This is a genomic window from Streptomyces sp. B21-105 (assembly GCF_036898465.1).
Lineage (GTDB): Bacteria > Actinomycetota > Actinomycetes > Streptomycetales > Streptomycetaceae > Streptomyces.
Map to the genome: position 1 here is coordinate 2,938,285 of NZ_JARUMJ010000001.1, position 12,090 is coordinate 2,950,374.

Annotated in this window: 10 protein-coding genes; 5 read left to right on the top strand and 5 right to left on the bottom strand. The window is 73.3% G+C overall.

All coding sequences use genetic code 11. The features are described 5' to 3' along the window. Positions 1–430 precede the first annotated feature (430 nt). Together QA802_RS13230 and QA802_RS13235 are read left to right on the top strand one after the other, a co-directional pair. Positions 431–1,696, top strand: coding sequence for a hypothetical protein (locus tag QA802_RS13230; protein ID WP_334534584.1), 1,266 nt, complete (start codon positions 431–433; stop codon positions 1,694–1,696). 97 nt (positions 1,697–1,793) lie between these two features. Beyond that, on the top strand, positions 1,794–1,964 hold the full coding sequence (locus QA802_RS13235) for a hypothetical protein (RefSeq protein ID WP_319169686.1): 171 nt from the start codon (positions 1,794–1,796) through the stop codon (positions 1,962–1,964). Between the two features lie 148 nt (positions 1,965–2,112). Here QA802_RS13235 and QA802_RS13240 read toward each other — a convergent pair whose 3' ends face one another. The 3 genes from QA802_RS13240 to chsH3 form a co-directional block, all read right to left on the bottom strand. Continuing rightward, on the bottom strand, positions 2,113–3,075 hold the full coding sequence (locus tag QA802_RS13240) for a 3-oxoacyl-ACP reductase (RefSeq protein ID WP_334521591.1): 963 nt from the start codon (positions 3,073–3,075) through the stop codon (positions 2,113–2,115). 15 nt (positions 3,076–3,090) lie between these two features. Next, positions 3,091–4,167 carry a Zn-dependent alcohol dehydrogenase gene (locus tag QA802_RS13245; protein WP_334521594.1) on the bottom strand — a complete coding sequence of 359 codons (1,077 nt, stop codon included), beginning with the start codon at positions 4,165–4,167 and terminating at the stop codon, positions 3,091–3,093. Between the two features lie 143 nt (positions 4,168–4,310). Next, positions 4,311–5,168, bottom strand: a complete 858-nt coding sequence (gene chsH3 / locus QA802_RS13250) for an enoyl-CoA hydratase ChsH3 (protein ID WP_334521597.1) — start codon at positions 5,166–5,168, stop codon at positions 4,311–4,313. 489 nt (positions 5,169–5,657) lie between these two features. On the opposite strand from chsH3, the gene QA802_RS13255 reads away from it, so the two are divergent. The 3 genes from QA802_RS13255 to QA802_RS13265 are packed head-to-tail and all read left to right on the top strand — an operon-like array spanning position 5,658 to position 9,379. Continuing rightward, on the top strand, positions 5,658–7,175 hold the full coding sequence (locus QA802_RS13255; protein ID WP_334521599.1) for an ATP-binding protein: 1,518 nt from the start codon (positions 5,658–5,660) through the stop codon (positions 7,173–7,175). Between the two features lie 29 nt (positions 7,176–7,204). Beyond that, positions 7,205–7,837: a response regulator gene (locus QA802_RS13260; protein ID WP_334534586.1), complete on the top strand. Its 633-nt coding sequence runs from the start codon at positions 7,205–7,207 to the stop codon at positions 7,835–7,837. Between the two features lie 30 nt (positions 7,838–7,867). Next, positions 7,868–9,379 carry a hypothetical protein gene (locus QA802_RS13265; protein WP_334521602.1) on the top strand — a complete coding sequence of 504 codons (1,512 nt, stop codon included), beginning with the start codon at positions 7,868–7,870 and terminating at the stop codon, positions 9,377–9,379. Between the two features lie 29 nt (positions 9,380–9,408). Here QA802_RS13265 and QA802_RS13270 read toward each other — a convergent pair whose 3' ends face one another. Next, positions 9,409–10,059 (bottom strand): class I SAM-dependent methyltransferase, encoded by a 651-nt coding sequence (locus QA802_RS13270; protein WP_334521605.1) that lies wholly within the window; start codon positions 10,057–10,059, stop codon positions 9,409–9,411. 243 nt (positions 10,060–10,302) lie between these two features. After that, positions 10,303–12,045: an MFS transporter gene (locus tag QA802_RS13275; protein WP_334521608.1), complete on the bottom strand. Its 1,743-nt coding sequence runs from the start codon at positions 12,043–12,045 to the stop codon at positions 10,303–10,305. Positions 12,046–12,090: the final 45 nt, after the last annotated feature.

The following is a 12,090-nucleotide window of genomic DNA, read 5'->3' on the forward strand; positions in this document are numbered from 1 at the left end:
GGCCTGTGCGATCGAGCCCACCGCGGCGGACACGGAGGACCGGGAAGCCCCGGAGGACGGGGAGGACCCGGAGGAACGAGAGGACGAGGAGCGCCCCGAACACCCCGAGCACGCTGAGCGCCTCGAGTACACCGAGCGCCTCGAGTACACCGAGCGCCTCGAATACACCAAGTACACCGAGTACACCGAGTACACCGAGTACACCGAGCGCCCTGAACACCCCGAGTACGCCGAAGACCGGGACCACCGGGAGCAGGGTGCCGGCGAGCCCTCGCCGCCCCCACCCGCACCCGCGATCACACCCGCACCCGCAATCACACCCGCACCCGCACCTGTAACCGCGCCCACAAGCACGCCCCCGCCCACACCCGCGCCCCTGCGTCCATCCGCGCCTGTCCCGGCCCCCGTGTCCGCGGCGCACGGGCGGCGTGTGACGCCCCCGGCCGACGGGTACGGCGTCGCGCCCCCCGCCCCGTGTGTGCTGACCGCGAACGGCGCCTACGCCGCACGCCTCGCCGGGGACGGCGACTCCCTGTTCCCCGAGCGCTGGACCCTGGACGGTCCCGAGCCGTACGCCGTGCCCCTGGCCGGCAACCAGCCGGAGGAGCCCGGTACGGAGGTCCAGCCGATGGCCGACGGCCGGGTCCTGATCCGGCGGCCGACCGACGGACGACACGCGTTCTCCCTGCTGTACCCGACCGGACCCGGCACCGGCGAGCTGCCGCTGGGCGCCGTCGAGTGCCCGGACGACGGCGTCGAGCTGCGGCTGCTCCCGCCGGCCCCCTGCGGCGAGCGCGCGTACGCCCTCGCCGTCGGCCCCTGGACGACGGCCGTGTGGCTGGTGGCGGGCGGCGCCTTCGGCCCCGAGCGCGTCGCCGAGATCCCCGGCCGATGCTCCGGCGGCGCGTGGCTGGACCGCACCGGCCGCATGCTCGCGCTGGACCGTGAGACCGGCGGGCTGACCAAGACCATCGTGGTGGACCTCGAGCGCGGTGGCGAGGTGTCGCCGCTGCTGCAGATCTCCGCCGACAGCGACGACCGTCTGCTGCTCGCCGACCCGGACAGCGGACTGCTGCTGATCAGCTCGGACGCCGCCTCGCCGGGAGAGGCCCGGCTGGGCTGGGGGGTCGTGGGCAGCACGCTGCCGGTCCGCTTCCCGGAGTCCCTGCGGCTGCCCGACCACGCCCTCACGCCCTTCGCGATCCAGCCGGGTCAGGCCCTGCTGCCGGAGGCGTGCGCGGTGGCTTTGCGCATCGACGGTCCCTTCGGCGCCTGGGTGGGGGTCTGGCGTCCCACCGAACGCCGGCTGCATCAGCTGGCCGCACCTGACGGCTGGCTGACGGGCAGTGGACTGTGGACACCGGACGGCGTGCTGCGGCTGCCGTACACCACGGCCGCGGAGCCCTGCGGGGTCGCGCCCCTGACGGCTCCGGTCATGACCTCCCCGGCGGCCGTCGAGGACACCTCGCCCCCGCACCCCGGACGTCCCGAATGCCCCGGGCGCCTTGGACACCCGGACAAAGCGACGACGCCCGACGCGACGGCGTACTGGGCTGCGCCGTACTGGGCCGAACCGAGCGAGGCGGCCGGGAGAACGTCAGAGCCGGAGCCGGGGTCGGAGCTGGGGTCGGTACCGGTCGCGGCCCGTCCTGTGCCTCTGCAACAGGCCCCGCTCGGCCGCCTTGTAACGAAGTAGCGGCGGTTGGCGTGGCCGCCTGGATTCGCCCCGCGGTGTGCTGGATAAAATCGCCCGGCTGTAAAGAAAGATCATGTTGACGGGGTGAATTCTTCCGATGAGCGACACCAGCACCATGCAGGCGCCGTCCTCCGACATCCAGGAGACGGCCGGACACGGCCGCCACCGGGGCCCGGTCTCGGCCCACGAGGCCGATTCGGCCCCTCACGGCCGGCATCGCAGGCCGGCCGAGAACAGGGCCGACGACACCGGCGAAGCGGCTGCCTGACAGTACGCCGCCGGGGGCCCGGCCGGCCGTGGACGACGCTGCGTCGTCCGTGGACGGCCGGGCCCCCGCGCATGTCGTGTGCGCTCAGGCCGGCCCGCCCCTAGGGATCCCGTACGTACCGCCGCCTGTCGACGTGGACGACTGTCCGCTATCCGCGTCGCAGGCCCAGCACCTCGGCCGCCGCGAACGTCTCACCGTCCGGCCGGTCCGCGTAGTACCCGCCGAGGACGGCGTCCAGCTCGTCGAAGCTGAACGCGTCCTGCTTGCTGTCGAACTTCGCCGCCACCCGGGGCCGTTCGACGACCGCGACGACACCCCCGTGCACGACGAGCAGCTGCCCGTTGATCCGCGCGGCGGCCGGTGACGCCAAGTAGCCGACGAGCGGGGCGACATGCTCGGGTGCGAGCGGGTCGAGCCCGTCGGCCGGCTGCTCGAACCCGGCGAAGACGTCCGCCGTCATCCGGGTGCGGGCGCGCGGGCAGATCGCGTTGGCTGTGACACCGTACTTGGCGAGCGCCAGGGCGGTGGAGGTCGTCAGGCCGACGATCCCGCCCTTCGCCGCCGCGTAGTTGGGCTGGCCCGCCGATCCGGCGAGGAACGCCTCCGACGAGGTGTTCACGATCCGCCCGTACACCGGCGCGCCGGCCGCCTTGGACCGCTCACGCCAGTGCGCGGCGGCGAAGCGGGTGGTGTTGAAGTGGCCCTTGAGGTGGACGCGGATCACCGAGTCCCACTCCTCCTCCGCCATGGAGAAGACCATGCGGTCGCGCAGGATGCCCGCGTTGTTGACGACGACGTCCAGTGTGCCGAACTCGGCGATCGCCGTCTCGACGAGCTCGCGGGCCTGCCGGAAGTCGGACACGTCCCCGGTGTGGGCGAGCGCGGCGCCGCCCGCGGCCCGGATCTCCGCCGCGACCTCCTGCGCGGGCCCTGCCGACGCCTCGCCGGAGCCGTCACGGCCGGGCTGCCCGTAGTCGTTGACGACGACGGCCGCGCCCAGCCGGGCCAGTTCCAGCGCCTCGGCGCGCCCGAGCCCGCGCCCGGCGCCCGTGACGATCGCGGTCAGCCCCTCGAGCGGCACGGGTAGTGGCGATGACGGTGACGGTGGCATCCGGACGGCCGCCTCTCAGATCTCGATGCACGTACGGAGCGCCGCCCCGGTACGCATCTGGTCCAGCGCCTCATTGATCTCGGTGAGCGCCACACGGTGGGTGATCAGGCCCCCGAGGTCGATGCGGCCGGCCCGCCACAGGGCGATCGTCCGCTCGTAGGAGCGCAGGACGTCGCCGCCGCCGTACATCGAGGGCAGGATCCGCTTCTCGTCGAAGAACAGCTCGAACATGCTGAGCTGGAGGTAGTCGTCCAGGGCGCCCGCGCCGACGACGACGAGGGTGCCGCCGCGCCGGGTGTTCTCGTAGGCGGAGCGGGCGGTGGCGGAGCGGCCGACGACCTCGAAGACGTAGTCGAACCCCTCGCCCCCGGTGACCTGCTGCTTCGCGTCGGGCAGCTCGTCAGGCGAGACGGCCTTGGTGGCGCCGAACCGCAGGGCGGCCTCCCGGCGGGCGGCGACCGGGTCGACGGCGACGATCTCGGCGGCGCCCTTGAGCCGCGCGCCCTGGATCGCGGAGACGCCGACGCCTCCGCAGCCGATGACGGCGACCGACGAACCCGCTTCCACGTCCGCTGTGTTGAGAGCGGCGCCGAGTCCCGTGGTCACGCCGCATCCGATCAGGGCGGCGATGTCGAAGGGGACGTCGTCGGGGATCGGGACCGCGCAGCCGGCGTCGACCACGACCTCCTCGGCGAAGGTCCCGGTGCCGGCGAAGCCGAACACGTCGCCGCCCGGGCGGCGGAAGTTGGGGGTGCCCGCGTTCATGAAGCCGGCCAGGCACAGTTGGGTCTGGCCGCGCTTGCAGGCCGGGCAGGCCCCGCAGGCCGGCAGCCAGCAGACCACCACCCGGTCGCCCGGCTTCACCCGGGTGACGCCCTCGCCGACCTCCAGCACTTCGCCCGCGCCTTCGTGGCCGGGCACGAAGGGCGCGGGCTGGGGGAGCACGCCGCCCATCGCGGAGAGGTCCGAGTGGCACAGCCCGGTGGCCCGTACCCGGATCCTGACCCGTCCGGGGCCGAAGCCCACCGCCTCGACGTCGTCGTGGACCTCCAGCTTGTCCTGGCCGATCTCGTGCAGTACGGCTGCGCGCATGGTGCGGCTCCCCTCGGACCCCTGACGGGCGGTGTGACGGGCGGTGTTCTGACGGGCAATTCCCTTATGTGCGACGGGCGGATCGCCGGCTGTGCGACGGGCGGGTGCTCTGCGGTCGGTGTTTCGGCAGGTGCAGGGCGGTTCTAGAAGTGCTGGACGACGGTGTCGGCGAGGACCGCCGCGTCGTCCCGCTCGACCGCGCTCACCGCCGCCCGCACCTCGCCCTCCCCGCGCCACATCCGGATGCGCAGCGTCTCGCCGGGGTACACCACCCCGGCGAACCGCGTGGCGTAGGAGCGGACCCGGCCGACGTCGCCGTCGAGCAGGGTGTCGACGACCGCCTTCAGCGTGACGCCGTAGGTGCACAGGCCGTGCAGGATGGGCCGGTCGAACCCGGCGAGCTTTGCGAACTCGGGGTCGGCGTGCAGCGGGTTGTAGTCGCCGGAAAGGCGGTAGAGGAGCGCCTGGTCCTCGCGCAGGGACCGCTCGAGCGTCCTGTCGGGCTCACCGGCGGGCGGCTCGAGCCGGGCGGACGGGCCGCGTTCCCCGCCCCAGCCGCCCTCGCCGCGGACGAAGATCTGGGCGTCGTTGGTCCACAGCGGCCCGTCCGCGTCGGCGACCTCGGTGCGCATGACGAGGACGGCGGCGCTGCCCTTGTCGTAGACGGCGGCGATGCGTCCGGTGGCGGTGGCCCTGCCCTCGGCCGGGATGGCCCGGTGGATCTCCAGGCGCTGGCCGCCGTGCAGGACCCGGGCGAGGTCGACCTCGACGCCGGGCATGGACAGCGAGCTGATCACGCCGGGTGAGCCCGAGCCCGCGACGGTGGCGAAGCTCGGCAGGACGTGCAGCCGGGACTCCAGCGTGTAGCGCAGTTCGTCGGGGTCGGTGGCCGGGACGCCCGCGCCGATGCCGAGGTGGTACAGCTGGACGTCCCGGCGGTCCCAGGCGATCTCGCCGGTCCGGGGTTCGGCGGCGAGCGCCTTGGCTGCGTCGATGGGCATGGAGCTCCTGATCGTTCGGATCGGGCTGGTTCGATCTCACCGTTCGAAGACCTCGGCACGGCCGTCCGCACCGATCGGCCGCACCGAGGTCGTCACGGGGCCGCGGAACCCGCCCGAGCGAGCAGATCTAGAACGCGTTCCAGCGCGGCGACCCCCTGTATAGCCCAGGCCTCCGGAGTTGTGAAGACACCTGACGGTATGTCAGATGAGGGGTCCGGTGCGCGCCGAGCGCAGCAGTACCGCCGACATGTCGGCCGCGGCGACCGATGACATTTGTCCCGCCCCGGTCCGTACATCCGGCTCTCCCGCCGGCGGCCCGGGAAACGTAGCGTCGAAGACAGGCCCGACCCGGTGGAACGGGCGACACCACGGACCACGGACCACGGACCACGTATTGCGGACCACGGACCACGGACCACGGCTTACGGCTTACGGCTTACGGCTTACGGCTTACGGCATACGGAAACCAGCGAATCGGGGGACACCACCATGACGAGATCATCGGCGCAGTGGCCGCACGCACTCGCCCGCCGGACGGCGGCCTGGCGCTCGGCGGTGCGGACGGGGCGCGAGCGGCAGCGGTGCTGGAAGGAGGACAAGAACCGCCACAAGGCCGAGCTGAAGGCCGCCCGCAAGGCCGGGCACGTCCCCGAGGACCCCGGTCCGCCGCCCAACGGCTTCTCCCTGCTGCCCTGGCTGCTGATGGGGATGGGCGCGATCTCCCACCTCTTCCAGGGCGAGACGCCCAACCCGTGGATCGGCGGCCTCGGGCTGCTGACGTTCAACTCCCTCTACATCTACGTCGCCTTCCGCGCCTTCACGCGGCAGACCCGCGACGCGGTGTCCACGCGGGTGGCGCTGGTCCTGCTGGGCCTCGTGACCTGCGCACTCGCCCTCGGCTACGGCGGCAACTGGCTCCTCTTCTTCCCGCTGCTGGGCCTCGCGACGGGCGCGGTCATGCGCGGAGGCCGGCTGCGCGCTCTCGGCACCGCCTTGGCCGTCCTGGCGGGTGTGGTCTCCTCCGTCCACGACGGCTGGGGCGCGCTCACCATCGCCTACGCCACCTGGATCTCGACGATGGTCACGGCCGCGATCCTGTCCCTCTCCGAGGCGGTGCGGGAGCTGCGCGCCGCCCGCGAGGAGCTGGCCCGGCGGGCGGTGGAGGAGGAACGGCTGCGGTTCTCCCGTGATCTGCACGATCTGCTCGGCCACACCCTCTCCGTGATCGTGGTGAAGTCGGAGGCGGCCAGACGGCTGGCGCCGCGCGACATCGACGCGGCGCTCTCCCAGGTCACGGACATCGAGGCGGTCGGCCGTCAGGCGCTGACCGAGATCCGCGAGGCGGTCACCGGCTACCGCGAGGGCAGCCTGGCCACCGAGCTGGAGCAGGCCCGCTCGGCCCTGACGGCGGCGGGCGTCGAACCGACGGTGAACCGCTCCGGGCCGCCGCTGGAGCCGCAGACCGCGGCCCTGCTGGGCTGGGTGGTGCGCGAGGCGGTCACCAACGTCGTCCGGCACAGCGAGGCCGCCCGGTGTGCGATCACCGTGTCCCGCACCCCGGATCGGGTCCGGCTGACGGTGACGGACGACGGGGTCGGGCTCGGGCTCGGGCTCGGCAAGGACGAGGACGAGAACAAGGACGTGGGCGTGGACGTGGAGGTGGACAAGGACGTGGACGTCGAGGACTGCCGCGCACGCGGCGGCACCGGACTGACCGGTCTGCGCGAGCGTCTGACGGCGGCGGGCGGCTCACTGACAGCGGGCCGGGGACCGCGCGGCGGCTTCCAGGTCACCGCGGAGCTCCCGGCGGACGCCAGGGCGGACGCGGACGGGGACACCCTGGCGGACACGAACACGAACACGGACACCGACACGGCCACGGACGCCGACGGGGGCGCGGAGGACGGCGAGAGCCCGAGGTCCGGCGAGGGTGTTCGGACGTCCGTCGCGCCCGAGCTCCCGCGCGGGACGCGGTCGGTGGTCGGCGGCCCTAACCTGGGGCCGTGACCGAGATTCCGGGTGGGCCCGTGAACGAGATGCCCCGTGACCGACGCCCCGCCAAGTCCATCCGGGTGCTGCTCGCCGAGGACCAGGGCATGATGCGCGGGGCGCTGGCACTGCTGCTGGGCCTGGAGGCCGACATCGAGGTGGTCGCCCAGGTCGGCGCGGGCGACCGGATCGTGGAGGCGGCCCTGCTCCACCGCCCGGACGTCGCCCTCCTCGACATCGAACTGCCCGGCATCAGCGGCCTGGACGCCGCCGCCGAGCTGCGCGAGCAGACGCCCGACTGCCGGGTGCTGATCCTGACCACGTTCGGCCGGCCCGGCTATCTGCGCCGCGCCATGGAGGCCGGTGCCGCCGGGTTCCTGGTCAAGGACGGCCCGGTGGAGGAGCTGGCGGAGGCGATCCGCCGGGTGCTGGCGGGCGAGACGGTCGTGGACCCGGCGCTCGCCGCGGCCGCGCTGGGCGCCGGCCCGAACCCGCTCACCGCCCGCGAGCGCGACGTCCTGAACGCGTCCGTCGACGGTGCGACGGTCGCCGACATCGCGGCCAGGCTGCACCTGTCGGAGTCCACGGTCCGCAACTACCTCTCCTCCGCCATCGGCAAGACGGGCACCCGCAACCGCATGGAGGCCATGCGCGAGGCCCGCCAGCAGGGCTGGCTCTGAGATCCGGACGGCCGCTGGCATAGTGCCCGCATGTCCTTACCGATACGGATCCTCGGGTGTACGGCGGTCCCGGCGGCGTTTCTCACTGCGGTGTTCACCCCGACGGTGTTCGCCACAGCAGTGGTCCCCACGACGGTGGCGCCCCCCGTCGCGCCCGCAGCCGTCGCTGCCGAGGCGTCCGGGCAGGTCGCGATGCGGTTCGAGACCGTGGGGACCTACGTCATGTACAGCGCCGACGAAGGGGCCGGGGCCTCGAACGACGACTTCGTCGTCCCGGTCTACGTCGAGCCGAGCGAGGGCGCCGAACCGGCCCGCAACGTCAGGGTCGTCGTCGACGCGTCGGGGCTGGCGGGTGTCGCCACGGTCGGTGACACGCGCATGTGCGAGGCCGAGGGGACGGTCTTCACCTGCGTGTACGGCGACCTGCAGAACGGCGACGGAGAGAGCTACTCCCCCCTCTCCCTCGGCGGGGTGGACGGCGTCGAGCCGGGCGACAGCGGGACGGTGACGTACACCGCGACCGCCGACAACGCGCCCACCATCACCGGCACCACCCGGATGACCGTCGGCGGGCCGAGGCTTTCCGCGCCCGGACGGGAGAAGAGCGTGAGCGGGCTGGCGCCGGGGAAGTCCGCGAGGGTAACGGCCCGGCTGTCCAACAACACCCGTTTCCCGGCGGAACAAGGCGTCGCCCTCAAGGTCGACGCGTCGGACGGACTGACGCTCACCGCCCTGCACAGCAACTGTTTCTACGCGGGATCCGCGCCCACCTCCGCATGGTGCACGTTCCCCACGAAGGCCGCGCCGGGCACCTCGTACGCCTCCGACGCCTCGCTGGTCTACACGGTCACCGGGCCCAGGACGCTGACCGGCGAGGTGACCTACACCTGGTCGTCGGCCCCGTCCCGCCCCGCCGGTCACACGGTGCGCGGCACCGGCCCCCCGCTCGGCCTGGTCCGCACCCCGGCCCAGAACTTCGGCGACAGCGAGGGCAGCGTCGCCGTGACCACCACCGTGCAGGTCGACTACCGTCCGGTCACCGCGACCGTCCGGGGGCGCGTCGGCGACACCGTGCACGTACGGCTCGGGCTGGAGGACCTCGGCCCCGGCCGGATGACGGGCGACGAGGAACCGGGCCGGTTCGAGGTGGTCCCGCCACAGGGCACCACGGTCACCTCCGTCCCGTACCGCTTCGAGGAGGACGGCGGGAAGTGGGCCTGCGACCGGCCGGAGAAGCCCGGCGGGGCGTTCGTCTGCGAGATCGGCCGCGACCAGTTCCACGAGGTGCGGCGCATAGGCGGCACGACCGCCATCGACTTCCACATCCGTATCGACCGGCAGGTCGCGGGCGCGCAGGGCGTCATCCGCACGGACAACCCGTACGACCGCACCCCGGCCAACGACGTCGCCGTCATCCCGCTCGACGCCTCACCGGCCCCGCCGCACCGGTACGCCTGGGCCTGGGCCGCGGGCGCACTGACCGTCGTCCTCCTGGCCGCCGCCGCGTACGGGCGCCGCCGCCGGCAGGCGACCGTGTCCTGAACACGGCCCCCGCACCGGGGGCCCGGCTCTCAGATCCCCTTGCCCGTCCGACGCAGGACCCGCAGTGAGCCGGTGTCCGAGACCTCCGTGAAGGCCCCGGACGCCAGGGCGCGCAGGTAGACGCGGTAGGGGGCCTGGCCGGTGAACTCGTCGGCCGGGTCGGGGAAGACGTCGTGGATGACGAGGAGCCCGCCCTCGGCGACGTGCGGCGCCCAGCCCTCGTAGTCGGAGCCGGCGTGCTCGTCGGTGTGGCCGCCGTCGACGAAGACCAGGCAGAGGGGCGTGTTCCAGAACGCGGCGATCTGCGGCGACCGTCCGACCAGCGCGACGACGTGCTCCTCCAGACCGGCCCGGTGCAGGGTGCGGCGGAAGGCCGGCAGTGTGTCCATGAGGCCGATCTCGGGATCGACGGTCTCCGGGTCGTGGTACTCCCAGCCGGGCTGCTGCTCCTCGCTGCCCCGGTGGTGGTCGAGGGTGAGCGCGCTGACCCCGGCCCGGCGGGCCGCGTCCGCGAGCAGGATCGCGGAGCGCCCGCAGTACGTGCCGATCTCCAGCAGCGGCAGCCCGAGCGCCCCCGCCTCGACGGCGGCGGCGTACAGCGCGAGCCCCTCGTCGACCGGCATGAACCCCTTCGCCGCCTCGAACGCGGCGAGGATCTCGGGCTGGGGCACCGCGGGCATGGGGGTCCTTCCGACGGGCGAACGAACGAGCGAACAAACAAGCGAGCGAACGAGCTCACCCATGCTGCCCCACCCCGGATGAAGCCGGTGACCGGGGGTGCGGAAACGACGGGATGCGGTAACGGCGGGAGGGCTCCACGACCGCCGCCGCACCCTCTGACCGCACCCCCGTCGACAGCGCGACAGGAGGTGCGGAGGATGCGTGCGCCGAAGCGCCGGCGTGCCCACGCGGGCGGGCGGGGGTCAGACCGTGACGGTCTCGCCCGGGAGGGCCAGGTCCAGGTCGACCGGGCGGGCGTCGCCCGTGTGGGTCGCGGAGCTGGCCAGGGGGCCGTGGCCCGCGGCCTTCGCGGCGAGGACGTAGGGCCCCTGGGCCGGGACGGCGAGGGCGTAGCTGCCGTCCGGCTCCGAGAGGGTGGCGCCGGCCTGACGGCCTCGGCGGTCGATGAGGGTGACGCTGGCCCGGGCGACCGGGACGCCGTGGGCGTCCAGGACCCGTCCGCGGAAGCCCCGCAGGGCCTCCTCGGCGCGCTCCAGGTTGGCGTCCTCCTCGCTGCTGGCGCGCAGCTGCGACGCGCCGGACGGGCGCTGCTGCCGGGGCAGGAACAGCGCGAGGACCAGGCCGATCGCGACCGCGGCGGTGGCGATCAGGAAGGAGACGCGGAAGCCGTGCATGGTCGGCACGGCGACGCCGCCGACGTCGTTCGCGGTGTTGGCCAGCACCATGCCGATGACGGCGCTCGACACGGACGTCCCGATGGACCGCATGAGGGTGTTGAGGCCGTTGGCGGCGCCGGTCTCGGAGGCCGGGACCGCGCCGACGATCAGCGCGGGCAGCGAGGAGTAGGCGAGGCCGATGCCCGCGCCGAGGACGACCGCGATGACGAGGCTCTGCCAGGCGGCGCTCATCAGGCCGAGGCCGGCGCCGTAGCCGATCGCGATGATCAGCATGCCGAGGATCAGGGTGAATTTGGGGCCGTACTTGGCGGACAGCCGGGCGTAGACGGGCGCGGTGACCATCATCGTCAGGCCGAGCGGTGCGACGAGCAGGCCGGCGACGACCATCGACTGGCCGAGTCCGTAGCCGGTGGCCTTCGGCAGCTGGAGCAGCTGCGGCAGGACCAGGGAGACGACGTAGAACGAGACGCCGACCATGATCGAGGCCAGGTTGGTGAAGAGGACGGCCGGGCGGGCCGTGGTGCGCAGGTCCACCAGCGGGGCCTTCACGCGCAGCTCCATGACCCCCCACAGGACGAGGACGAAGGCTGCGGCGGCGAACAGTCCGAGGGTGGTGCCGGAGGTCCAGCCCCAGTCGCTGCCCTTGGTGATGGGCAGCAGGAAGAGGACGAGGCCGGCGGAGAGGCCGATCGCGCCGAGGACGTCGAAGGTGCCTTCCGCGCGCGCGGGGGACTCCGGGACGACGAGGAGGGTGAGGACGATGGCGAGCGCGCCGAGGCCGGCGGCGCCGTAGAACAGGGCGTGCCAGTCGGCGTTCTGGGCGATCAGGGCCGCGAGGGGCAGGGCGAGGCCGCCGCCGACGCCGATCGAGGAGCTCATCAGGGCCATCGCCGAGCCGAGCTTCTCGCGCGGCAGCATGTCCCGCATCAGGCCGATGCCGAGGGGGATCGCGCCCATGGCGAAGCCCTGGAGGGTGCGGCCGGCGATCATCGTGACCAGGTCGCTGGTGAGCGCGCTGACCAGGGCGCCGACGACCATGACGGCGAGGCTGGCGATGAGCAGGCGGCGCTTGCCGTACAGGTCGCCGAGGCGGCCCATGATCGGGGTGGCCACGGCGCCGGAGAGCAGGGTCGAGGTCAGAACCCAGGTGGCGTTGCCGGGCGAGGTGCCCAGCAGTTGGGGCAGGTCCTTGATGACCGGGACCAGCAGGGTCTGCATCACCGCGACCACGATGCCCGCGAAGGCGAGGACCGGGACCACGGCTCCGCTCGTTTCGCGAGTGGGCCGGTCGGTCGTCGTGTGCGTCATGAGGGGGTGCCTCCGGGCGGTGGTTCGGCGATTACATGGGAGCTG

Bases quoted from the DNA above. Each gene is read 5' to 3' on its own strand.
- QA802_RS13270 (WP_334521605.1), bottom strand. From the start codon at position 10,059: ATGCCCGCGGTGCCCCAGCCCGAGATCCTCGCCGCGTTCGAGGCGGCG.
- QA802_RS13255 (WP_334521599.1), top strand. From the start codon at position 5,658: ATGACGAGATCATCGGCGCAGTGGCCGCACGCACTCGCCCGCCGGACG.
- QA802_RS13245 (WP_334521594.1), bottom strand. From the start codon at position 4,167: ATGCGCGCAGCCGTACTGCACGAGATCGGCCAGGACAAGCTGGAGGTC.
- QA802_RS13265 (WP_334521602.1), top strand. From the start codon at position 7,868: ATGTCCTTACCGATACGGATCCTCGGGTGTACGGCGGTCCCGGCGGCG.
- QA802_RS13275 (WP_334521608.1), bottom strand. From the start codon at position 12,045: ATGACGCACACGACGACCGACCGGCCCACTCGCGAAACGAGCGGAGCC.
- chsH3 (WP_334521597.1), bottom strand. From the start codon at position 5,168: ATGCCCATCGACGCAGCCAAGGCGCTCGCCGCCGAACCCCGGACCGGC.
- QA802_RS13260 (WP_334534586.1), top strand. From the start codon at position 7,205: ATGCCCCGTGACCGACGCCCCGCCAAGTCCATCCGGGTGCTGCTCGCC.
- QA802_RS13240 (WP_334521591.1), bottom strand. From the start codon at position 3,075: ATGCCACCGTCACCGTCATCGCCACTACCCGTGCCGCTCGAGGGGCTG.
- QA802_RS13235 (WP_319169686.1), top strand. From the start codon at position 1,794: ATGAGCGACACCAGCACCATGCAGGCGCCGTCCTCCGACATCCAGGAG.